The organism is Mesorhizobium sp. NZP2234 (genome assembly GCF_013170765.1).
GTDB lineage: Bacteria > Pseudomonadota > Alphaproteobacteria > Rhizobiales > Rhizobiaceae > Mesorhizobium > Mesorhizobium loti_D.
Genome location: NZ_CP033364.1, coordinates 5,753,219 through 5,776,180, shown reverse-complemented (window position 1 = coordinate 5,776,180; position 22,962 = coordinate 5,753,219). Strand labels below are relative to the sequence as shown.

Here is a 22,962-nt window from a genome sequence, read left to right as displayed (position 1 = left end):
CCGATGTCCATTGCCGCCAATATCGCAGGGGAGGGAGGAAGCACGCTGTCCTCTGGTGACATGCCGGGCGCCGTCGAACCGGTGCTGCGCGCCGGGCACCTCTCGAAACAATACGGCCCGGTGACGGTGCTCGCGGACGTCACGCTCGACATCCTGCCCGGTGAGATCCACGCCATCATCGGCGAAAACGGGGCCGGCAAGTCGACATTGATGAGGCTGCTGTCCGGCTATGTCGAGCCAAGCAGCGGCACCTTGTCGATGAACGGCCACCCGGTGAAATTCACCAAGCCCAGCCAGGCACAGGATGCCGGCATCGCGCTGGTGCATCAGGAGATCCTGCTCGCCGAGGCGTTGACGGTGGCGGACAATCTGTTTCTCGGGCGTGAGCTTTCGCGCGGCCCGGTCGTGGACGACCGTACCATGCGGCGGCTGGCGGCCGAGAAGCTGGCGCAGATCGGCTGTTTCGTATCGCCGACAGCGTTGGTGCGCGACATCTCGCTGGCCGACCGGCAGATGGTGCAGATCGCTCGCGCGTTGCTTGACGACTACAAGGTTGTGATCTTCGACGAACCGACCGCCGTGCTGACCGGCGGAGAGGTCGAACGGCTGCTGGAAATCGTTCTGCAGTTGAAGGCCCACGGCACCGCCGTGCTCTATATCAGCCACCGGTTGGACGAGGTGCAAAGGGTCGCCGACAAGGTGACCGTGCTGCGCGACGGCAAGATGGTGGGCACCTATCCCGGCAGGACGCTGAACCAGATGGACATGGCGCGTCTCATGGTCGGCCGTGAGTTGGCCGCGCTCTATCCCGAAAAGACCGGTGCATCATCCGATATCCCAATGCTGAGTGTCAGGAACGCCACCGTTCCCGGCTATGTCGAGGATGTATCGTTCACGGTCCACAGGGGCGAGATTCTCGGCTTTGCCGGGATGGTCGGCGCCGGCCGCACCGAGCTGTTCGAGGGTATCGTCGGCCTGCGCCCGGCAACCGCCACGGTCGAGCTCGAGGGCAAGCCGGTCCACTTCCAGTCGCAGCGCGCCGCGATCGACGCCGGCATCGGCTACCTGACCGAGGACCGCAAGGGCAAGGGATTGCTGCTGCAGGAGCGCTTGGCACCCAATCTGACACTCTCCGCGCTTAGCGTCTTCCATCCCGGTCTTTCGATAGGTCGCCGGCGCGAAACGGAGGCCTTGGAAAAGGCCGTCGAGACTTATGACATCAGGGTGAAAAGCCCGGCCGCAAAGGCGGCCCAACTCTCGGGCGGCAACCAGCAGAAACTGCTTCTGGCCAAGATCCTTTTGACCAACCCGTCGGTGGTCATCATCGATGAGCCGACGCGCGGCATCGATATCGCCAACAAGGCGCAGATCTACGCCTTCATCCACGGTCTGGTCGCCAAGGGGAAGGCCTGCATCGTCATCTCCTCGGAGATGCAGGAGCTGATCGGTATCTGCGATCGCATCCTGGTGATGCGTGAAGGACATGTCACCGGAGAACTCAGCGGCGCCGAAATGACTGAAAGCAATGTGGCGCTGCTGGCAACCAGTGGCCCGAAGCCGGGGCCAAAGGCCAAGGGAGGAACAGAATGGCTGTCGTGACCGAATCCCCGACGACCCGCCGGATCAGCGATTTGAATCTCACCTGGACCGACGTCGGACCCTTCCTGGCATTGGCTGCCTTGCTCGTGGCGGGCTTTCTTATCAATCCGGACTTCCTCTCGGCCACCAACCTTGCCAACGTGATCACCCGCAGCGCCTTCATCGCGATCATCGCGGTCGGTGCGACGTTCGTCATCTCGTCGGGAGGGCTTGATCTTTCCGTCGGCTCGATGGCCGCTTTCGTCACCGGCATCACCATCATGTTCATGAACGCGATGGCACCGCATGCCGGCCTGTGGGCCATTCCCGCCGGAATGGTCGTTGCGATCCTGGTCGGGTTGCTGTGTGGGCTCGCCAACGGGCTGATCGTCACGGTGGGCCGGATCGAGCCGTTCATCGCGACGCTTGGCACGATGGGAATTTTCCGGGCGCTGATCACCTATCTGACCGACGGCGGCACGATCCCGATCGACCGGTCGCTGCGCGACGCCTACCGACCTGTCTATTTCGGTACGGTCGCCGGCATTCCGATCCCGATCCTGATATCCATCGCGGTTGCCGCCGTCGCATCCTTCATCCACTACAAGATGAAATACGGACGCAAATGCGCGGCTGTGGGCGCCAATGAGGATGTCGCGCGCTATTCCGGCATCTCGGTCATCAAGACCCGCACCATCGCCTACATAGTCCAGGGCGCGTGCGTGGCGATCGCCGCGATCTGCTACGTGCCGCGCCTTGGCGCCGCCACGCCGACCACCGGACAGCTCTGGGAATTGCAGGTCATCACCGCCGTGGTGATCGGCGGCACCGCATTGCGCGGCGGCAAGGGCCATGTGTGGGGAACAGTCGCCGGCGCGGTCATCCTGGAACTGATCGCAAACCTGATGGTGTTGTCGGACTTCGTCTCCGAGTACCTCGTGGCCGCCGTTCAGGGCGTCATCATCATCATCGCCATGCTCATCCAGCGGTTTTCCAATTCGAAATAGCCCGTGTCCGGACCACGCGGGAGCCAGGTTTTTGTAGGTCCATGGGAGAAGAGAATGTTGAGTAGAAAATGGATCGCGGCGGCCGCCCTTGGCTCGCTGCTGCTGGCTGGACAGGCCATGGCGCAGGACAAGAAGGTCGTGGCGGTGTCGATACCGGCGGCTGACCATGGCTGGACCGCGGGTGTCGTCTATCATGCCCAGCAGGCCGCCAAGGAGATCAACGCGGCTTTCCCGGGCGTGGAAGTGGTCGTCAAGACGTCGCCATCGGCCGCCGAGCAGGTCAGCGCGCTCGAGGATCTGTCCGCCAGCCGCAAACTGGATGCATTGGTCATCCTGCCGTACAGTTCGGAAGAACTGACCCAGCCGGTCAAGGCCATCAAGGGCGCGGGAACCTTCATCACCGTCGTCGACCGAGGCCTGACCGATTCCTCGATTCAGGACCTCTATCTCGCCGGCGACAACATCGCGGTGGGCTCCAATACCGCGAAGTTCATGATCGACAAGCTGGGTGGCAAGGGCGATCTCGTGGTGCTGCGCGGCATTCCGACGGTCATCGACGATGAGCGCATCAAGGGCTTTGAGGACACGATCAAGGGCACCGGACTGAAGGTGCTGGACATCCAGTACGCGCATTGGAACAGCGACGAGGCCTTCAAGCTGATGCAGGACTACCTGGCCAAGTATCCGCATATCGATGCGGTCTGGGCCAATGACGACGACATGCTGCTTGGCGTGCTCGAGGCCGTGAAGCAATCGGGCCGGACCGATATCAAGCTGGCTCTCGGTGGCAATGGCATGAAGGACATCGTGAAGAAGGTGATCGATGGCGACGCGATGACGCCGGTCGAGACCCCATATCCGCCGTCGATGATCAAGACAGCGATCTACATGACTGTTGCCAATCTGATCGGCCAGGCACCTGTCCGCGGCACCGTCAAGCTCGATGCGCCGCTGATCACCCAGGCCAACGCCAAGGAATACTATTTCCCTGACTCGCCATTCTGATCCGATCCCCAGAAGGCAAGGCGCGATCCGCGCCTTGCCGAGCCAAAACCGAGAGGAAGAGCCATGCCAGGCAAAAAGATACTGATGCTGACCGGTGAGTTCACCGAAGAATACGAAATCTTCGTCTATCAGCAGGCGATGGAAGCCGTGGGTCACACGGTCCACGTCGTGTGCCCGGACAAGAACGCCGGAGACGTGATCAAGACCTCGCTGCACGATTTCGAGGGCGACCAGACCTATACCGAAAAGCTCGGCCACTACGCGCTGATCAACAAGACGTTTTCCGACGCTGAGAAGCAGCTCGACCAATACCACGCGGTCTATTGCGCCGGCGGTCGTGGCCCTGAGTATATCCGCACCGACAAGCGCGTTCAGGCGATCGTGCGTCATTTCCATGAAGCCCAAAAGCCTATCTTTACGATCTGCCATGGCGTTCAGATTCTCATCGCGGTCGATGGCGTCGTGCGCGGCAAGAAGGTTGGCGCATTGGGGGCTTGCGAGCCGGAAGTCACACTCGCCGGCGGCACCTACATCGACCTGTCTCCGACGGAGGCTTATGTCGACGGGACGATGGTTTCGGCCAAAGGCTGGACGGCCTTGGCAGCCTTCATCCGGGAATGCCTGAAAGTGCTCGGCACGGAAATCCGGCATAACTAAAGATAGTCCAGGCAGAAAGTACTTGGAGCGGTTCACCACCCTGGTTTGAAGTTGCACCGCTCCAAGTGCACAAAGCCCTGGTCGAGACGCGCTGGTGATCCATACGTCAGCTGGTTGTACTAGCGCCCTGCGCTGCGCCACGCTTCGTACTCTGCGCGGGCGTCTTCATGCAGCGGATAATAGCGTTGCAGCGGCGCGCCCTGCATGAGCTTCTCTCGCGAAAACTCGTTCCAATCGTGATGCTTCTTCGAGTCTTCGATGACCTGCGCCGCCATCGCGACGGGAACCACCACCCCCCGTCGTCGGCAACGATAAAGTCGCCGGGGATCAACGTGACACCGCCGCAGGCAATCGGCGTCGATCACGCGGTCGTGGATCGATTACTGCTCCTTCTTGAACAAATCGCGCGACTGACGCCCGGAAGGTAGCCGACGCCCTGTCTCGAACGTACTGCCGTATCAATTACGCAGCCCGATATCCAAGTGGCGATCAGGGCGAGACGGTTGCCTGCGACCGCACGTCGAAATCGACCTGGCATCTCTGGCCTGCCGGAATTTGGTCATCGGGATTGGGAAGTTCCAATCGAACCCCGAACGTACCGCTGGCGGCGTCGAAGACCTTATCCACCACGGTGACCGCTGCTCCACGCCTCTGCTGGTCAGGCTGGTTGAGGATGATCGAGCCGTGAGTCCCGACGATGATCTTGCCCCACAGATCGACGGGAACATAGGCTTCGACAAAGAGGGGATCGATCTGCACGATCGTCATGATAGGGCTGTCCTGGCGGACGAATTCACCGGCGCGCAGGCTCTGTTCGGCGACAAATCCCTTGATTGGGCTGCGGATGCTTTGCCGATCAAGCAGTGCCTGCTGGCGCTGAAGCTCGATCTGCGCGAGCAGCATCTTGCGCTTCTCGGTGTCGAGGTCGCGCTTGGCGATCTCGACATTGGCTTCCAGCTCCTCGACCTTCGAGGTGGCGACGGATCCAGAGTTCACCAGCTTTTTCGAGCGCGACAGATCTGCTTCGGCCAGCGTCAGCCGTGTCTGCTGCGCATGCACGGCCTCGTCGGCCTCCGCCTGCGCCTTGGCAAGCGCGACATTGGCCTCCTCCACCGTCGATTCCAGCTTCGCCACCACGTCGCCAGGCAGCACGAGGGCGCCGCGACCGACAGCGACGGACGCCAACAGACCGGTGACCGGCGTACCGATCTGGACGCGCTGCGCCGGCTCGGCGACGCAGTCGAACGTCATGGCTCTGACGGCGGTGGCGGCAACGGAAAGAAGGGCGGCTGCAACGGCGACGATTGGCTTCATTGGTTCACTCTGGACGGCCGGAGAAGGCGAGGGTGCGGCTTTGTTTTTCATCGGAAGCCAACAGGTCCTTGCGCATGCCCGCGTGCACACGTTCGGCACGGCGCTGGGCATGGCGCAGCAACCAGCGCGACGGCCGTTCGCCGAGGATCGGAGCAGCTGCCCGGGCGAGGTTCTTGAACGCCCGGCTGGCAGCAAACTCGACAAGGGGATCGTCAAGCGACAGGATCGCCTGGAAGCACCCCGGCTGGCCTTGCCGACCGCTGCGACCGGCGAGCTGGTCATCGATGCGGCGCGCCTCGTGGCGCTCCATCATGATGACGTGCAGTCCGCCGAGTTCCTCGACGCCTTCGGCCAGATGGATATCGGTGCCGCGCCCCGCCATGCTGGTGGCGACCGTGATGCGGCCGAGTTCACCGGCCTGCGCGACGATGGCGGCTTCCGCGCTGTCCTGCGCGGCGTTAAGAACAAGGTGCGGAAGCCCGGCATTGGCAAGATGCTCGCTGGCGATCATCGAGCAGGCCACGGAGCCTGTGCCGATCAGAACCGGAACGCCACGTGCGTGCAGCTCGGCGATGCGGTTGACCGCGAGCTCCCATTTGGCCTCTTCGTCGGGCAGTACCCGATCGACCAGGTTCTTGCGCCGCCTTGGCCGGTGCGTCGGGATCGCCACCACCGGTAGCCGATAGACATTCCAGAATTCACGGGCGACCTGGCGTGCCGTTCCTGTCATGCCGGAAAGATGTGCGTAGCGGCGGAAGAAGCGCTGATACGTCATGCGGGCTATGGTGGTGCGCCGCGCCGAGGGCTTGCAGCCCTCCTTGACCTCGATCATTTGGTGCAGCCCGTCGGTCCAGGCGCGGTCGGGCATCAGGCGACCGGTGTGCTGGTCGATGATCTGCACCTTGCCGTCACGGACGAGATACTCCTCGGCGCGATGAAAAAGATGCAACGCCGACAGTGCCTGGCGAGCGAATTCCTCACGGACGATGACACCGCGCCATTCCTTGCCATGCGCCTCGGCGAACTCGGCGACACGTTCGCGGCCGGCATCGGTCAACACCACTCGCTTCTGTTCGGTCAAAAGCAGATAGTCGGTGCCTGCTTCCAGCGTGGCGGCGAGTTCCAACGCCTCCAGCGCCGCCTCTGCCGAGATTTCGCCCTTCGCTTCGCCCGAAATGACCAGCGGCGTTCGAGCTTCATCGACCAGCACGCTGTCGGCCTCGTCGACAATTGCAAAATGCAGGCCGCGCAGGCGCAACTTCTTCGAGCGCGGTGTCTCGTCCTGCAGGCCCTCGAGCTTCAATCGCAGGTTCCCGTCGCGTTGGCCAAGCACGATGCGGTCGCGCAGATAATCGAATGCCAGTTCCTTGTTGGTACAATAGGTGATGTCGGCACCATAAGCCGCCTGCCGTTCCTGCATCGATTGGCCGCTGACGACGACGCCGACGGACAGGCCGAGCGCATCGTAGATCGGCTGGGTAAGCTCGGCGTCACGCTTGGCGAGGTAGTCGTTAACGGTCACGACATGAACCGGCATGCCGGCGAGCGCCGCCGTGCCGGCAGCCAACGCCGCCGTCAGCGTCTTGCCTTCGCCGGTGGCCATCTCGGCGAGGTAGCCGCGGATCATCGCATATGCGCCGATCATCTGGACGGGGTAGTGGCGCCTGCCGCTCAAGCGCGCCGACAGTTCGCGGATGATTGCAAAACATTCGGCGACGGTTTCTTCCGGAAAGCCGCGCCTGCGCCTGAGCGACACCGAAACATGCCGCGCTCGCAGGCGAAGCGCTTCGTCCGACAACGCCCGCATCTCGCCGTCGAACGCATCTGCTCTGGGCACGATATTGGCGAGCCGGCGTGCACGGCGTCCCGAGCCCGCGACGACGGCATAGGCGAGGACACGCGAGGCGAATTCATCGAGTGGCGCCCGCTTGGCATCTTCGCGTTCGGCATAGAGGATCGGCAGCGGCGGCCTGATCAGAGCGGCGTCAGACATTGAAGCGGCTCAGGAAGGTTTGGCGCACGGTGCGCACCCAGCGCCAGATCAGCGGCTCCCTGCCGTGGTCGAAGCGAACGAAGACGCGGCTGCCCAGAAGCAGATGCTCGCCTGCCCGCTGGGGGGCAACGTCGAAAACGAACAGCCCTTCCAGCGCACGAGGCTTGCCGCTGGCGTCGTTTCCGGACCGCATGGCGACGGTTCCACCACCTTCCACGGAAAGCGCCAGGCTTGGCAGATCGAACTGGGCTGCCGGAACTTCCCGGCTGATACGGGCCGGCACCGGCTTTCCGAACTCGCCCGCGTACCGGACTTCGACGCCGTCAGTGCGCGCGCGCACCAGATCGACCTCGCTTTGCGGCACGATCACGCGCAACTGCGGCGTGGTGGTCGAGACGACATAGCCGACCAGATCGCCCTGGTTGAGGAACCGGCCGGGCAGGTTGGCCGCCTTTGGCAGGATGAATCGTCCCGCGTCATGGGCGCTTACCACCAGTCCGTCACGCCGCTGCTTCACCGAGGCGAGCACGCCCTCCATGTTTTTTATCTGCTCGAGCAGGACGTCCGCCTCGACGCGATCGGAGAACCGCACCGCCTCGTAACGCAATTGCAACTCGTGCCGCTGCGCCTCGATCAGTGCGACGCGGCCGCTAATACCTGGATCTTCCAGCCGCAGCAGCGGCGTTCCGGCCGAAACCATCGTGTCCGGTGCGGTGAGAATTTCGGTGACGATACCGGCGGTGTCGGCCCGCACTTCGGCGCGGTCCGGTATCCAGACCACACCCTGTGCCACCGTGCCGTACGGCATGGGCACGAACAGTACGAGCGTGGCCAGCCCGGCGACAGCGGCTCCGGTCAATGCGATGGCGCGTCCGCGCTGGCCTTGCAGGCGAGGCGTCGTCAGCAGGAATTTCAGGCCCTTGAAGATCGGCATCACGACGGTGCCGAAAACCGTGAACAGGGCAAGCAGGACGCCGATGAAGAACAACTTGGTGGCGACCAGCAATGCGATGGTGAGGCTGAGCATTATGCGGTAGCAGAAGGACAGCACGGCGTAGCCGAACAGCCATTTGCGTTCGCCCGGCGCCGAGGCCGGATTGTCGATATTCGTGATCCCCAGAAGGTAACGCTGGACGAGGTACCAGAAGTAACGGTTGGCGCGGGTGCCGAGATTGGGAACCTCGATCAGATCGGCGAAAATGTAGTAACCATCGAAGCGCAGCAGCGGGTTGCCGTTGAAGAAAAGCGTCGAGATGCCGCCGATGACCATGACGTTGAAGGCGGCGGCGCGGGCAAGGCCAGGCTCCGCGTTGACCCAGAAGATCATGGCGGCGGCGGCCAATGCGAATTCGACCATGATGCCTGCGCTGCTGACGACCACGCGGCGCCACTTCTCGCGAAAAGCGGTCGATGCGGTTGCATCGACATAGGGCGCGGGAACGAAGATGAGCAGCATCAGCCCGACTTCGTGCACCGCGCCGCCCCACGCTTTGGTGGCGTAGGCGTGGCCCGCTTCGTGGAACGTCTTGACCAGCGGGTAGATGGCGATGATCAAGGCGACATTGCCGGCGCTGAGCAGGCGATCCGATGCGTCGGAGCTCAGTTCGGACCAATGAAGCACCGCCAGCGCGATGCCCGTTCCGACCAGTGCCAGCCATGCGATCAGGCCATAGATCGTGAACAGTGGCCGAACCAGCGGCATGGTGAGATCGAGCCACCGGTCCGGATCGAACAGCGGCATGCGCAGCGCCATCGGATTGCGCAGCTTGTTGATCACCTCGTTGCGCGCCTGCTTGGCGGAGCGGTCGGTCAGTTCCTGGAAATCGGGCGGCAGTTCGCCCTGCAGAAGGTCCGAGGCGTGCAGTTCGGCAAGCAGGTGGATTGCTTCATCCTGCGTCGGCGGGTCGTCGCCGGCGCGTCGCCCGACGAGATCCCATATCTCATGCAAGGTGCGCCTGCCGTCCATGAGCGAGATCATCAGATTGGCGGACGCCGACAGCCGGTGGAAGCGCCCGGTCTGGTGGTCCTGCAAAACATACCAGATCTCGCCGCGGAATTTCTGCCGGTGAATCTGGGCATGCCTGCGTAGCCTGACTTTCAGCTCGGCGACGCGATACCAGGACGGGCTGAACAGCGACTTGGCCACGTCACGGCATCCAGCGCCAGCTTGCCAGGCGCCACCATTCCAGCACCGGCCGCGCCCATATCGAGACGAGCCGACGCTGGTCGATCGCGATCTTGGCGACGCCGATCATGCCGGGCCGCAGCCGCGGCGATGTCTGCGTCAGGCTGCCCTCTACCTGGAAAAGGTTCTTGCCATCCTTGGCCTGCGCCACCGGCGTGATCTTGCCCACGGTCAGCTCAAAATGCTCTTCCGGCAGGGAAGCGAAGATAACTTCGCCCTTCTGGCCCTCGCTGACGTCGGCGATCTGGCGTTCGTCGACCTGCATGACGACGCGGTAATCGGTCAGCGGCGCGATCTCGTAAAGCAGTTCACCGCGGCTGACCGAGCCGCCGATCCGCTGGCTGAGATCGCCGGACACGACGAGGCCATCGAACGGCGCCACGATCCTGGTGCGCGCTATCTGTTCGTCGATCAGCTTGAGCTGCGCGTCGGCCTGGTCGATCTGGCTTTTGACGACATTGATCGTGGCCGGCTGGCGGGTCGCCAGGGCCTTGTCGTATTCGAAACTGTATTGCTGCCGCTGGGTCGCCCAGCGCAGCCGCTCGAGTGCCAGTTCGCGGTCTTCGAGCGTCGCCAGTTCATCGCCGGATGTCACCACATCGCCGGCCCGCGCCTTGGCTTCCTGGATGAAGCCGTCATAGGAGGAAATGATCGCGCGGCGAACCGATCCTTCGATTTGCGCGTCGGCGTTGACGCGATAGGTGTCGGTGGCGAAGTAGCCAAAGGCCGCCGCCGCGGCGAGGCCGATCGCGGCGAGCTTGCGGCCGGTGTAGCCAGGCCCGAGTAGCCGCTTGATCTGCTGCCATAGCGATTCGCCGACCTTGAAGATCAGCCAACGGTCGTTCAGTCGTTTCTCGTTGAGAATGGGACCGATGGCGGTGGCGATCATGTCGAGGATCTGCACGATCTCAGGCTCGAAGGCATGACCGCGCCGGCGTTCGAACGTGATGGCGCCGACAAAGGCGTCGACGACGAACATCGGCACCGTGAGCACCTGGCCGTCATGCTGCAGCCGGGCGACTTCGCCGTGGGCGTGGGTGGCGATCGGCTCATCGACGCCGATCGGATAGAGGATGGAACAGCGCTGGTCGATGGCCTCGTCCATGGCCGCACCGATAGCGCGCACAAGGCCCATCTGGCGGCCGAACTGCGCGGTGTGCGAAATGGCGGCGATGCGGGCCGATCCGCGGCGCGTGAAGCCGACGCTGACCCGGGCGCAGTCGAAACGGATCGCGAGTTCCGTCGCGGCCGCCATGGTCGCGGGAGCAAATCGCTGGTGTTCGAGAACCGAAGCGATCAGGTCGAGCGTGGCGCGTGAACGGTCGAGCTGGCGCACATTGGTGCTGGCCCGCTGGCCGCGCAGATGATCGCGCAGCCAGGCCGAGCCCCACTGGATCTGGCGGATGGCGGCCCGCATCGCCTCCTTGGCCTGCGACGGCTTGGCGACGGCGATACCGACCGCAACCACCGCGATGACGGCATCGTCGAGAAGGATCGGAAAGGCCACGGAGGGACTGGCGACGGAATCGGCGGTCGTGCCGCGCGCCACGGCACGGCGTTCGGACAGGGCCAGTTCCGCCGTGCTCTTGAGGTCCGCTGGCTCGTCGTTCGCTTCGGGCCATGCCGACAGCAGGCGCATTCCTCCACGCGCCTCAACGAGCACAATGCCCTTCGACGCACCGGGGATCATGCTGCATTGCAAGGCGAGCCATGCGGTGGCCAGATCCTCGGATGTGCTTGCTTCGGAGAGGCGCTTCCAGAGCGCTGGCGCAAGAAGCGTCAAGGAACTGGCCGATGCGGCCTCTTCGGCCGCATCCGCATCGTCGCTTTGCGTGACCTTGGCCATTTTTCCCGGTCGCTTACTCGACGTTGAGTGACCCGTAGCGGGCCTCATGCTCGCGCAGCACGCCACCGAGCACGGTCCACAACCGTTTCGCCGCCAGGGGCGTCAGGATGATGCGATTGGACAGCTCGACCGAAACGGAGCCGCCATCCTCGACATTCCAGGTCCGGTTGGTGCCGAAGAACAGGTCGACCTGCTCCCTTGTGCCTTGAACGTTGACCACATTGGCGAAGTGGGTGGTCATCTGGTCTTCAAGCCACTGGACGCCCTTGCGCGCCGTGCCGTCTTCCTTTTTGGGTCTTGCGGGCTTAGCGGATGCTGGTGTCTTGGCCATTTGGTCTCCCATGCCTGTCGTCGCTGCCTCGATCGCGGTCGAGAACCACGGTCGTCGAATGCGCTGCCGGTTTTTACGATTCTCGCCCCGAGAAAGGCACCGACCATCTCGGTCGACACGCCCGAGGCGGACAATAATTCAAATGGGTCGGGACCGAAAGACGTCTTCGCAGCGTAAAGGGAGAAGCGGGAGGTAACGTTACCGCGGCCCGCGCACGGCTCGGACCGCGAAGAATCGCGTGCGAGCCGAGAGCCGGCCTCGGCTAGAAATGGTAGGCGAGGCCGATCCTGCCGCTCAGCAGCGACGGCTTCAGTTCGACCTGACCGATCTGGCTGTTGTTGACGGTGAGGCCATCGACCGCCTTGGTGTAGAGGCCTTCGACACGCAGCGACAGTTTGTCGGTCAGGGCGGATTCGATGCCGGCGCCGAGCTGGTAAGCCGACAGCATCTTGCTGTTGCCTCCGGAGTCGAGCGCGAAGAAGTCTTCATTGGCCTCGGTCAACAAGCCGGCAAAGCCGCCCTTGACATAGACCAACGTCGAAGGCGTGGCGAAATAGCCGGCGCGTACGGTGGCCGATAGCGAGCCTTTGACTGTGCCGAACAGTGTCGGCGAGTCCAACAGGAACGAGTTCCCCGCGGGATCCTCGAAACGCGCGTCGAGATAATCGAATCCCGCTTCCACGCCGATGAGATAGGAAGAACCGAGGACGACGTCATAACCAGCGAAAACGCCGGCGCCGAGACTCTGCGCTCCAAAAGGACCGACGCTCGACCCTGCGTCGTCGATCTCACGCTGCATGTTGCCGAAATTGTAGGAACCATCGACGCCGGCATAGAAACCGCCCCAATTCATATCGGGTGCCGATTGGACCGGGTAGGCGGAGCCGTTCTGCGCGTTGAAGCGATAGGACAGGCCCGCCGTCACCAGGAGATAGTGGGGATCGAAGGATTCGGCATCAGTGTTCGTGAACTTGTCGAAGGGGTGGTAATAATTCGCTTCGATCCGCCCCGTCAGATTGCCAAACAGGAAGGTTTCCGCGCCGATGCCGATCTCAGCCGCGCCAACAGTCTTGCTGACAGTGTCGAAAAAGCCTTGCTCGATATCGTCAAGCTTGATGCCGGCATATCCCAGCCGGCCATAGACCAGCGTCTGCGGCGTCACCAGGTAGCCCGCGCGACCGGATACCGAATAGATCGATTTTGCCTTGACCAGCGTTCCGAAGCCACCGGCGACGTTAGGCGAATAGTCGGCGTCGATCTGCGTATAGTCCAGTTCAAAACCCGCCACCCAGCGATTGCTGAACTGGTAATCGAAGCCGCCATGGACGCCGTAGGCGAAGTCCGCGGCGCCAAACTTGTAGCTGACGGTCCTATCTCCCGCAGACACCGGCAACTGGTCGTAGCCCATATTGCCGAAGGCACCACCGCCGTGCACGCCGACAAAGAATCCGGTCCACGACGGGCCGGTGGCTTCCTGGGGCGCGACGATTTGGTCTGCGGCTCGTGAAAGCGAGGTGACGGAAACGAGCGCGGCGATCGTGACCGACGCTGCGAATAGACTGCGGACCATAAAGTCACTCCCTCACCCAATGTTATTGCGACTAACACGCGGTTCTGAAATGTGTCAAAAAATTGTCCGCGGATTGGGCTCGATCCTATACGCTTGCGATGTACTGTGTTGAATCTGCCACAATAGATGACGATGCCGGTGAAAATAGACGGCCTTAACTGTCGAAAGCTCGAACCGATGAGGCTGGGCAAGTGGAACGTGGGCGAGGACTGGGCGTGATCAATATCGATCCGATACGGCAGGTAGACCGTTTCCTCGAAACCGAGATTGAGTCGCGGGCCCTGGCTCTCGCTTTGTCGCGTGGGCTGGTCGACCTGCTGGCTGGCCGACAGTCGGTGGCTCGAAGCGATATCTATCGCTTGGCTCAAATGCCCGAGACTGCTTTCGACTTCTTTCTTCAGTTGCTGGCAAGCAATGGAGTGGTTCGTGGCGAGGATCCGCTCCGCCTGACGCCGGATTTCCGCGAAGCGCTTGCCCACCGTGACCTGCTGGAGGCAAAGCTCTGGTTCGCCAATCTGGCGGCGCCGGACGTTCATGGCCTTTTTGCGGAACTGCTTTCGGATATTCCGCAGTTCATGGCGCGAGCCCAGGTGTTCGAGCTTTTCCGTTACGACCGTTGCATGGAGGTGACGCCGGAAAACCTCTCCGCCACGGCGCGATGGGTAGGCTACACCTCAACGCTCACCCGATACGAAGCGCCGGCCTGTCTCGACCGGCTGAACCTCGCCGGACACAGGAGGATCCTGGATGTCGGCGGAAACAGCGGTGAATTCGCCCGGCAGATATGCGAGCGCAATCCGTCGATGGAGGCGACGGTTTTCGATCTGCCCGTCGTCTGCGCGCTCGGCCGGCGCCATGTCTCAGGCTCGCCACAGGCGGCGCGGATCACCTTCGAGGAGGGCGATTTTCGCCGCGACCGGCTGCCGGCCGGCCACGACATCATCAGCTTCAAGTCGGTGCTGCACGACTGGCCGCGGGACGATGCCGCCACGTTCATGCGAGAAGCCGCGGCCGCGCTCGACCCCGGTGGGCGCATGGTGATCTTCGAGCGCATGCCGATCGAACCCGCCGGTATCAGGCTCCCCTATTCGATGGTCGCCAACCTTGTCTTCCTGCCGTTTTTTCGAAAGCCGGATTTTTACGCGGCCGAACTCGACAAACTCGGCTTTATCGATATCAGTGTCCAGTTCGTCGGGATCGAGATGCCTTTTGCGCTGATCACCGCGAGAAAGAAATGGCAATGAAGCGGGCGCCGATTGTCGCGATATCAGGCCACCCCGGCAGCGGCAAAACCTCTTTGACCAAGGCATTGCAGGATCGGCTCGGCGTGCCGGCCCTGCACTATGACGACTTCGAGACCATCACCGCATCCCCGCCATCAGAGATCAGGGATTGGATCGAACGCGGGTCGAACTACGACGAGATCATGCTGGAGCCGCTGGTCCGGGAGATGATCCGGCTTGCCGAAACGACGCCACCCCCGAAATGCGTCCTGCTCGACACGCTGCTCGGGCGCGCGCACGGCGCTACCGGCGAACTGATCGACACGTTGATCTGGGTCGATACGCCGCCCGACATAGCGCTGGCCCGCAAGATCGGCGAAGCGGCGGGCAGGGCACGCGCGACCCCTGGCGAAGCGCCGGCCTTCATGGGATGGCTGGAGTCTTACCTGGCGCATTACACGGGATTCATCGCCGGCACTTATGCCATGCAACGCGAACGGGTGCGGCCCGCCGCCGACATCATCATGGATGGCCAGGCTTCAGTGGACAGGCTTGCTGAAGAGGCAGTGCTTGCGATCCTGCAGCGGCTGGATCGGTTTGCCGAGGCCGGCGACCCGAAGCGGACGCCGATCGAAGCGCAAGGCAAGCGCATGCTTTCGCTGATCGAGGATTTGAACTGCCCATTCGGGCTCGAGCGATCGGCCAAGCTTGGCGATGGCGAGATCAACGAGGATCGGTTCCTCGCCATCGTGCACAAGGATTCGCTGGGAACCGATCCCAAGGCCGGACTTCGTTCGATTGCCCGCAAGCTGTCGCTGCCGGAAGCCATGCTTGCCATGTTGTGCGAACATCTTGGTGAGGCCGAGATCGTGCATTTCGGTTACGAGGGCGGCAAGGCCGGACTGTACAAGATCTATGTCGAGTTTTCCGGACGGGTCCGGCGCGGTCTGGCGAAGGGGGCGAAACCGGTGACCGAGCTGGTCCATGTCGCCGTCAAATGGCGACCCGACGACCCTCAATCCGCCAGGGTTTCGCGCTATCTCTGGCCGGCCGAAGCACGTGGTGTCGCCGCAATCCGGCAGCGTCTCGCCGGATTGCGTGCCAATGCCGCTGCCTTTCCCTCGGTCGATGCCGCCTTTGAGATGATCGAGGCGGCACGCCACCATTGCCCGGACGATCGGATTTTCTTCATGGAGGTGCAGGAAGACGGATCGCCTCGGCATTCCTTCGACATCAACTTCTACTCGGCCGGTCTGCAGGTTGCCTCGGTGGAGGACACGGTCAGGCGGCTGGGGCGTGCCTATGGTATCGAGCCGGCTAAGATTGATGGATGGCTTTCGCGGATCGCCGGCGAACCGCTCGGTCATCTGTCCGGCGGAATTGGACGCAATGGCCGGGATTTCGCGACGCTTTATTTTGGCGCATCCGCAAGAAAGGGCGTTGGCCGTGGCTGACTTTCTTGAGTGGACGCAGCCGGGTGACAAGCAGTTCGACTATTGCCTTTGGCCTTACGAACCGGTGGCCGCCACGGCGGGCAAGCTGCGCTCCTCGACGCTGCTCTGGCAATCCTTCGAGGCGCTTGGCGCTCCGCCCCTGCTGAACGAGATGGTGCGCGCGGTACAGGGCGAAATCGGTCCGTTCCGGACCGTGTGGGGCGTCAAGCAAAAAGGCAGCGATTTCAGCTGGGAGCTCTATTTCTACGACTACGAGCGCCTTGAGCGAGAAGTCTCGATAGAACGGGTGCTGGCTGCGTTGGCGCCCTATGCGCCGTCGGCGCTCGCCTTGTCGCCGAAGCGCCCCTACTTCATGTTCTCGCTCGATCTCGATGCCGCACTCGGCGCGCAGGAACGCGGGATCGAAGAGATCAGCGTCTATCTCGGCAATCCGAGCGGCGTGGTTTCGTCCGGGCTCTGCTACCAGCTCAGCCCGTCCGGCTTGCGCTTCGACAACCTCTATTATTTCTTCGACGCCAAGGATGATTGGGAAGACATTGTGGGCAAGGTCGCGGCGTCGGCGCATCTCGACCTCGACGGCCTCGATATCTCCTCCATCCTGTGGCCGGAACTCTGCGACTGCGGCATCATCGTCGTTGCCAACAAGAAGTACAATGACGGTGTTTATTTCTCCCGGATACGCATCGACCAACTGATCTGGTTCGTCGACAGGCTAGGCTATCCCGACGCCATCCAGGCCTTCCTGACCGCCAACAAAGCCCGGCTCGACCACATGCTCTATGATGTCGGCATCGATTACCGTATGATCGACGGCAGGCTGGAAATTCTCAAAAGCGCCTATTACGGCGTTCTGTAGATTTCTCATGGGCGCGTGATGGCAATCTACGATCATAGCAAATACGTGTCGCTGACGATGGAGTTCCGCTGCAACCTCAAATGCGTGCATTGCATGATCGAGGGCACGATGGATCGCCTTGCGCCCGAGAGCGATGACAGCTTCCGTGAGTTGCTCGCCCACAACAGCCGCACCCGCCAATGGACGGGCCTTATCCTCACCGGCTCGGAAATCACACTTCGCCGCGACCTGCCGGACCTGGCTCGCCAGGCACGTGCCGCCGGCTTCGACCATGTCCGTATTCAGACGCATGGCATGCACCTGGGCCGCCGGGCGTACAGTGAGAGCCTCGTGGAAGCGGGTATAGATGAATTTTTCGTGAGCGTCGCCGGAAGCGACGCCATGACCCACGACACGATAACCACGGTCAAGGGTTCGTTTGAAAAGACGGTACGCGGATTGGAGATCCTCGACGAATATCCGGGCGTCGCTACAATCACCAATACTGTTGTAACTGAAGCCAGCTATCGATTGTTGCCGGCCGTTGTTGACAGGCTTGCGCATCTGAAGCGGCTCACGCAGATGGAATTCTGGTTGTATTGGCCGATGGCCGAGACCGACGAGAAGGGCCTGGCCGCCAACCATCTGGACGTATTGCCCTACCTGAAGGAGGCGGCGCGCAAAGCGCGCGCATACGGTCGTTCGGTGGAGATCAAGAACTTTCCCGAGTGCCTGCTCGGCGACGATTCTTTACTTCTGGTTAACGATCAGCCGCAACTTTACATCGACCCTGCCTTCTGGGACGAGTTCGCAAAAAACGGCTTCTATCAATGCCCCTACAGGGACAGTTGCGCGTCAACACAATGCCTTGGCCTCAACAGCGCTTATGTCAAAAGATATGGCGATCATGCAGATCGACTGGTCCCGCTGATCAATTCTTCAAAAGAAGCTGTTGCCCTTGCGGAAACCATCGTCTAGTTTCCTAATAAAGGGTTTCCTTAATGTTTTTTTGGACGGAAGCCGAACGAGATCGTTCGGTTGCTTTTTTGTGCTGATACGGGTGGGGAATGGTTAAGCAACTTTTAATATATGAGCGCGCGGTACCGGTATCACGCCAAAGCCACGGCGACTTGTCGGTCAAGACCGGCAACAATTTTGCTTTCGCCAGGCAGGTTAACTCGGTGCCGCTGATGGCCGCCGAATTTTCCGGTGCCGCGGCAGAATATGCCGTGGTTTTCGCCGGACAGGGCGAAAGTATAATTCCTGTGGTTCTGCTCGGCGTGCGCGACGGTGAGAATCTCTTTGTCAATGAGGACGGATCCTGGGGCGGGCGCTATGTCCCGGCGTTCCTGCGCCGCTATCCCTTCGTCTTCTCGAGCACCGATGACGGTGCGAATTTCACGCTTTGCGTCGACGAGGAATTCGAGGGCTGCAACCGCAAGGGACGTGGCGAGCGGCTGTTCGACGGCGACGGCGAACGCACATTGTACCTGCAAAACGTGCTTGGTTTCCTGCAGGCCTATCAGGTGCAGTTCCAGCGCACCCAGGCGCTGACCAAGCGGCTCAACGATCTCAACCTGTTCGAGGCGATGCAGGCCCGCTTCACGTTGCGCGACGGCAAGACGCTGATGCTGTCGGGATTTTTCGCGGTCAACCGCGATCGGCTGAAGGCGTTGTCTGGCGATCAACTGGCCGAGCTTGCCAGGGCCGACGACCTGGAACTGATTTATTTGCATCTGCAGTCGATGCGCCATCTGTCGGCGACGGCCGAGCGCATGGGGGCGGGAGCGGTCGGGCTGAAAGATGAAGCGCCCGAGCCGGAAACTGCTCCGGAGCCTGCGGACGCATGATTTGAAGGAGGGCGCATTCAATGCGCCCTTTTTCGCCATTGGGCATGGAAATGGGCAGGGAATTTGGGGCGTTCCGCGCGGTTCATGAGATGAGCGCGCGAGCGGGGGGTAAGCGAAGATGGCATTTCCGTTCAAGTCGGAAGGCATTTCCGGCAGGCCTATATCGCACCGGCGGGCGAAGCTTTCTGAAATCCTGAAAGCCAAACTGGCGCGCTTGGTCAAGGGCTCGCGCGTGCAGCGCGAACTCGCCGACCGCATTCGGCTGATCTTCGATCCACTCGAGCCGCGCCTGCTGCTCAATGCCGACCTCAATGTCAATCTGGCAACCGACGGCCCGAACGTCGACCATGAAATCCTGGTCCGTCTGATCGAAGAGGTGCAGACGGTCAACAACGTCGCCACCACCATCCAGCAGGTCCAGATCATCGACCAGACCGATGGCGGCAAGGTGCTGGCATTCGGCGACCTGAGCACCATCAATGCCAGCGCAAACACGTCGTCGATCTCGATCACCGGCGGCAGCGGCAGGGATACGCTGAAAATCGACGAGGATTCGTTTGGCGCCAATACGCTTTCCAAGTCGATCCTGTTCGACGGCGGCGGCGGCAACGACAAGGTGGTGTTCGACAGCTCCGCCAACACCGCCTGGACGCTGAACGGCAACAATGCCGGCACCATCAATGGCGCGCATGTCGATGTGGCATTCACCGGCACGGAGAACCTGAAGGGCGCCGACGGCAACAACGACACCTTCACGATCGCGGCCGCGGGCAAGCTCAGCGGCACGATGGACGGTGGCTTCGGCGGGCAGGACACGATTGTCTATTCGGGAGGCCTGGCCGCCAGCAGCGCGACGCTGGGGGCGAACGGTTCCGGAAAGGTCACGTTCGCCAATCCGAACGGCTCGACGCTTGCCTTCGAGAACATGGAGCCTTTCGCCGTCGGTGGCGGCGTGCTCGTCGTCGACCGCTCGGCCACGGTTTCGGCGGCAGCCAACAAGAACGTCACCGTGCAGGCGAACGGCGCCAACTCCCTGCGCGTGATCATCGACGGCACCAATTACGATTCGGCGGCGACCAGCAAAGTCTGGCTCTATCTCGGCGACAGCGCCAATGTGACGACGCTTTCGTCATTGCCCAGCAATGCCGGCTTCTCGCTGATGCTGGATGCCGGCGAGGAGATCGCCGTCAATTCGGCCGTTTCAACCACGGGCAGCCTTGGCTTGAGCGCCGAGGACATCAACATCGGCTCCTCCGCCGTGATCAGCGCACAGTCGATCGACATAGAGGCCGTTGACTGGGCTCGCACATCGATCGACGCGGCCGGGATCGTTTCGACGCTCAGTGCAACGACGGCGACGTCGGCAACCGTCACCATCGCCGGATCGCTTGCGGCGGCCGGCGGCGCGGTGACGGTTTCGTCTCAGGTGTCCAACACGGTCAAGGCCCACGGCAAGGCTCAGAGCACCCTGCGCACCATCGCCGCGACGCTGACCGACACATCGACGGTGACGCTGGCTGCCACGGCGTCGCTCACCGGATCGGCGATAACGATAGCGGCCAACACCGGTGTCGATGTAGACCTGATGATCACCGAGGTTCCGATCCCCAACCTCCTCGGCCTTACCGAAGTCGTCGTGCCCGACAACGTTCTTGCGCTTACCAGCATCCCGCAAGACACGATCGCCCAGATCAAGGCCGGCTCCGGCGGCCTTTTCGATACCAGCTCGCAGGCTTTCAATGACGCGCTGTCGCGCGGCGAGATTGCCGCGGAAGACCTGGCGACGATGGCGAAGACCGTCATCAACGGTTTTACGAACTCGCAGGTTCAATCCAACGTCACTGTCACCAACACGACGGCAACGTCGGTCGATGCCGCAGCAAAGATCATTCAGACCGGCGGCACGATCAACGATGGCGTCACGGACGTGCAAATCTCGGCCGCCGACGACAGCCGCGTTGCGGTCGATCTTCAGACCGAAACCGATGTGCTGATTCCCGGCACCGAGGGGATAGTCATCTTCTCGGCTGTCAGTTCGGACACCAATGTCAATCGGACCACGGGCGTCACTGTCGGTCCCGCAACCGCCGCCGTCTCCACGCATCCAGTCGCGATCAGTGCCCATGGCGATGTCGCGGTTGCCGCGTCCAGCAAGGGCGAGGTGCGCAACGCCGTTGTCTCGGGCTCGCTCGGCTCGGTAACCAATGTCGCCTCCGATGCAACGAAGGCTCTGGCCCGTGGGATCACCGTGAATGCCGGTGGATTGGAGGTTACGGCCGAGAGTGCGACCACCTACCGTTCGACCGGTCTCGACGCCGAGAATCGCGTCACTGGCGAAACCAGCGCCGGGATAGACGAGAGCGTTGTCAACGCCGGCACTGGCGGCGTTTCTGTGCTGGCCGGCGACTATTCGACCTTCATCGCGATCGCGACACCCTTCCAGCCGCGCGTGAACCCCAACGACACAGCGCCCTCGACGCAGGTCGCGCGCGTCAGCGTCATAAACATGGTGACCAAGACGACCGCCGCTTCGATTTCGCAGTCGAATGTCGACAGCGACGGCACGGTCACGGTCGCCGCGATAAACCAGACCAACCTTTTGGCCTACTCGTCCTCGGCCCCGGTCGGTGAGGATGCGAATGCCCCGATTGTCGCCAAGACAGCGGTCGCCGGCGTTCTGGCTGTCAACGTCGTCAATGGCTCGACCACGGCAACGATCGATCTCAGCGATGTCCAGACGACCGGCACCGCCGACGTCGTCGTTTCGGCCACCGACAACAGCTTCGTCGACGCAACCATCTATGTCGATATAGACGGTCGTGGTCCGGTCAGCCTGGCCATGGGTTCTTCGAAGGCTGTGACCGGGCTGGAGGCGCTCAACGTCATCGGCTTCAATGTCGGCAGCACGGCCGCTGGTATCGCCAGGGCGACGCTCGATGTCCTGCTCGGCACCCAGTTCTGGACCAACGAGCAACAGGTCAAGGTCAGTGCCACGATCTCGGATTCCGTGGTCGCGGCAGCCGGCGCGCTGATGGTCACGGCACTTTCGAAAGGCGTCGTCAACGCCACCGTCAGCAATGCCTCGCGCAATGTCTCCGAAGGCGGCATTCTCTCCAGCGGCGCGAAGTCGATCGGCGCGATCCTGTCGAGCAACCAGGTCAGCAGGCTTGCCTCGGCGACGATCGACGGCGGTTCGACTTCCAAGCAGGTCAGCGCGAGCGGCGCACTCGATGTCAGCGCCCGGGACGACACCACGATCAATTCCAACACCAAGATCGAGACGGCGGCGATCGCCTCCAGTGACGGCGGGCTGCACGCGCTTGCGGATCTGTTCGATGACGGGCAGAAGCCCGACACAGACCGCTTGCTGACCGACGACAAGGTGGTGCCGCTGGCCTATGGCACCAAGGTCGGACTCGATTACGACGTCAAGACCGATGGCAACACCGGCTCGATCGACGTCAAGACCGGCGATATCGTCTATGTTTCGGTGCTGGGCGGCGCCGGCCATCTCTACAAATATACCGGCCCCGACAAGCATATCGATTTCACGCATAGCTCCACGACCGTCGATTTCGTGACCGATCCCGCCTTCGTCCTGCTGACCGGCGAACGCGGGCAAACCTACACCTATCTGGGCGCCGACAATCCGACGCTCGACCTGACGGATCCGAGCCAGGTCGATTTCACCGACAAGGATCTGTGGAAGGCCGATCTCGATTATTCGATACTCGATTTCAACCTGCGCGCGACCAGCGGCAGCGCGATCGGCGCGGCCATCGTGTTCAACGACGTGCGTGGCGGCGCGACCGCGCTCATCAACAAGGCCAAAGTTCAAGCAGCCACTGTCTCGGTGACGGCGGATTCGACCGGCGCCATCCAGGCCATGGCGGATGTGCTCAGCGAAGCCGAAGGCGGTTCGCCGTTCAACCAGGATGCGCTGGTCCAGAAGGCGCTCGGTTCGGTCAAGGGCTTCCTGTTCAAGGCAGGCGCCACCAGCGGGCAGAGCGCTATCGTGGCAACCAACCTTATCCAGGGGCAGACCTCAGCCAAGATCACCAACGCCACCATCGGTACGAGTGCTAACACGGTCGGCGACGTCACCGTCCACGCC

16 protein-coding genes and 1 pseudogene (1 of these 17 running past the window's edge) are annotated in these 22,962 nt (G+C 62.2%); 10 read left to right on the top strand and 7 right to left on the bottom strand.

What is annotated here, in order from left to right:
* The first annotated feature begins 3 nt into the window (after window positions 1–3).
* From EB230_RS28130 to EB230_RS28115, 4 genes are all read left to right on the top strand, one after another.
* A complete protein-coding gene (locus EB230_RS28130; RefSeq protein ID WP_172374348.1) occupies window positions 4–1,599 on the top strand; it encodes a sugar ABC transporter ATP-binding protein in 1,596 nt (531 codons plus the stop codon).
* A complete protein-coding gene (locus EB230_RS28125) occupies window positions 1,587–2,585 on the top strand; it encodes an ABC transporter permease (protein WP_172374347.1) in 999 nt (332 codons plus the stop codon). The genes EB230_RS28130 and EB230_RS28125 overlap by 13 nt, the downstream gene beginning before the upstream one ends.
* Before the next feature lie 54 nt (window positions 2,586–2,639).
* Window positions 2,640–3,590 (top strand): substrate-binding domain-containing protein, encoded by a 951-nt coding sequence (locus tag EB230_RS28120; RefSeq protein ID WP_172374346.1) that lies wholly within the window; start codon window positions 2,640–2,642, stop codon window positions 3,588–3,590.
* A gap of 63 nt (window positions 3,591–3,653) precedes the next feature.
* Window positions 3,654–4,247, top strand: a complete 594-nt coding sequence (locus EB230_RS28115; protein ID WP_056565099.1) for a DJ-1/PfpI family protein — start codon at window positions 3,654–3,656, stop codon at window positions 4,245–4,247.
* 119 nt (window positions 4,248–4,366) lie between these two features.
* On the opposite strand, the pseudogene EB230_RS28110 reads toward EB230_RS28115, so the two are convergent.
* From EB230_RS28110 to EB230_RS28080, 7 genes and pseudogenes are all read right to left on the bottom strand, one after another.
* Window positions 4,367–4,614: pseudogene (locus tag EB230_RS28110) on the bottom strand (ribonuclease activity regulator RraA); the annotation flags it as partial.
* Between the two features lie 122 nt (window positions 4,615–4,736).
* Entirely contained in the window at window positions 4,737–5,561 is an 825-nt protein-coding gene (locus tag EB230_RS28105; protein WP_172374345.1) for an efflux RND transporter periplasmic adaptor subunit, read from the bottom strand.
* Window positions 5,562–5,565: 4 nt separating this feature from the next.
* Window positions 5,566–7,554, bottom strand: a complete 1,989-nt coding sequence (locus tag EB230_RS28100; RefSeq protein WP_172374344.1) for a preprotein translocase subunit SecA — start codon at window positions 7,552–7,554, stop codon at window positions 5,566–5,568.
* Window positions 7,547–9,700 carry a PqqD family peptide modification chaperone gene (locus tag EB230_RS28095; protein ID WP_172374343.1) on the bottom strand — a complete coding sequence of 718 codons (2,154 nt, stop codon included), beginning with the start codon at window positions 9,698–9,700 and terminating at the stop codon, window positions 7,547–7,549. The genes EB230_RS28100 and EB230_RS28095 overlap by 8 nt, the downstream gene beginning before the upstream one ends.
* Window position 9,701: 1 nt before the next feature.
* Complete coding sequence (locus tag EB230_RS28090) at window positions 9,702–11,585, bottom strand: HlyD family efflux transporter periplasmic adaptor subunit (protein ID WP_172374342.1); 1,884 nt, start codon at window positions 11,583–11,585, stop codon at window positions 9,702–9,704.
* 13 nt (window positions 11,586–11,598) lie between these two features.
* Window positions 11,599–11,916 carry a DUF3467 domain-containing protein gene (locus EB230_RS28085; protein WP_172374341.1) on the bottom strand — a complete coding sequence of 106 codons (318 nt, stop codon included), beginning with the start codon at window positions 11,914–11,916 and terminating at the stop codon, window positions 11,599–11,601.
* Window positions 11,917–12,178: 262 nt separating this feature from the next.
* The gene (locus tag EB230_RS28080; protein WP_172374340.1) at window positions 12,179–13,486 is read right to left on the bottom strand and encodes an outer membrane beta-barrel protein; all 1,308 of its coding nucleotides are present in this window, start codon (window positions 13,484–13,486) and stop codon (window positions 12,179–12,181) included.
* A gap of 215 nt (window positions 13,487–13,701) precedes the next feature.
* On the opposite strand from EB230_RS28080, the gene EB230_RS28075 reads away from it, so the two are divergent.
* The 6 genes from EB230_RS28075 to EB230_RS28050 form a co-directional block, all read left to right on the top strand.
* Window positions 13,702–14,730, top strand: coding sequence for a methyltransferase (locus EB230_RS28075; protein WP_246738864.1), 1,029 nt, complete (start codon window positions 13,702–13,704; stop codon window positions 14,728–14,730).
* On the top strand, window positions 14,721–16,163 hold the full coding sequence (locus tag EB230_RS28070; protein ID WP_172374339.1) for a hypothetical protein: 1,443 nt from the start codon (window positions 14,721–14,723) through the stop codon (window positions 16,161–16,163). The genes EB230_RS28075 and EB230_RS28070 overlap by 10 nt, the downstream gene beginning before the upstream one ends.
* A complete protein-coding gene (locus EB230_RS28065) occupies window positions 16,156–17,019 on the top strand; it encodes a hypothetical protein (RefSeq protein ID WP_244493920.1) in 864 nt (287 codons plus the stop codon). The genes EB230_RS28070 and EB230_RS28065 overlap by 8 nt, the downstream gene beginning before the upstream one ends.
* 18 nt (window positions 17,020–17,037) lie before the next feature.
* Complete coding sequence (locus tag EB230_RS28060; protein ID WP_056565065.1) at window positions 17,038–17,976, top strand: radical SAM protein; 939 nt, start codon at window positions 17,038–17,040, stop codon at window positions 17,974–17,976.
* Window positions 17,977–18,065: 89 nt separating this feature from the next.
* Complete coding sequence (locus EB230_RS28055; RefSeq protein WP_056565063.1) at window positions 18,066–18,848, top strand: SapC family protein; 783 nt, start codon at window positions 18,066–18,068, stop codon at window positions 18,846–18,848.
* Between the two features lie 118 nt (window positions 18,849–18,966).
* A protein-coding gene (locus tag EB230_RS28050; protein ID WP_172374338.1) for an LEPR-XLL domain-containing protein crosses the window boundary here: on the top strand, window positions 18,967–22,962 show its 5' end (the start). Its footprint extends 26,223 nt past the window's final position; only the first 3,996 of its 30,219 coding nucleotides appear in the window; it begins with the start codon at window positions 18,967–18,969; its stop codon lies off the right edge, out of view.

Coding starts and splice junctions, on each gene's coding strand:
- EB230_RS28130 (WP_172374348.1), top strand. CDS start 4: ATGTCCATTGCCGCCAATATCGCAGGGGAGGGAGGAAGCACGCTGTCC.
- EB230_RS28115 (WP_056565099.1), top strand. CDS start 3,654: ATGCCAGGCAAAAAGATACTGATGCTGACCGGTGAGTTCACCGAAGAA.
- EB230_RS28060 (WP_056565065.1), top strand. CDS start 17,038: ATGGCAATCTACGATCATAGCAAATACGTGTCGCTGACGATGGAGTTC.
- EB230_RS28085 (WP_172374341.1), bottom strand. CDS start 11,916: ATGGCCAAGACACCAGCATCCGCTAAGCCCGCAAGACCCAAAAAGGAA.
- EB230_RS28125 (WP_172374347.1), top strand. CDS start 1,587: ATGGCTGTCGTGACCGAATCCCCGACGACCCGCCGGATCAGCGATTTG.
- EB230_RS28120 (WP_172374346.1), top strand. CDS start 2,640: ATGTTGAGTAGAAAATGGATCGCGGCGGCCGCCCTTGGCTCGCTGCTG.
- EB230_RS28055 (WP_056565063.1), top strand. CDS start 18,066: ATGGTTAAGCAACTTTTAATATATGAGCGCGCGGTACCGGTATCACGC.
- EB230_RS28090 (WP_172374342.1), bottom strand. CDS start 11,585: ATGGCCAAGGTCACGCAAAGCGACGATGCGGATGCGGCCGAAGAGGCC.
- EB230_RS28105 (WP_172374345.1), bottom strand. CDS start 5,561: ATGAAGCCAATCGTCGCCGTTGCAGCCGCCCTTCTTTCCGTTGCCGCC.
- EB230_RS28080 (WP_172374340.1), bottom strand. CDS start 13,486: ATGGTCCGCAGTCTATTCGCAGCGTCGGTCACGATCGCCGCGCTCGTT.
- EB230_RS28070 (WP_172374339.1), top strand. CDS start 14,721: ATGGCAATGAAGCGGGCGCCGATTGTCGCGATATCAGGCCACCCCGGC.
- EB230_RS28100 (WP_172374344.1), bottom strand. CDS start 7,554: ATGTCTGACGCCGCTCTGATCAGGCCGCCGCTGCCGATCCTCTATGCC.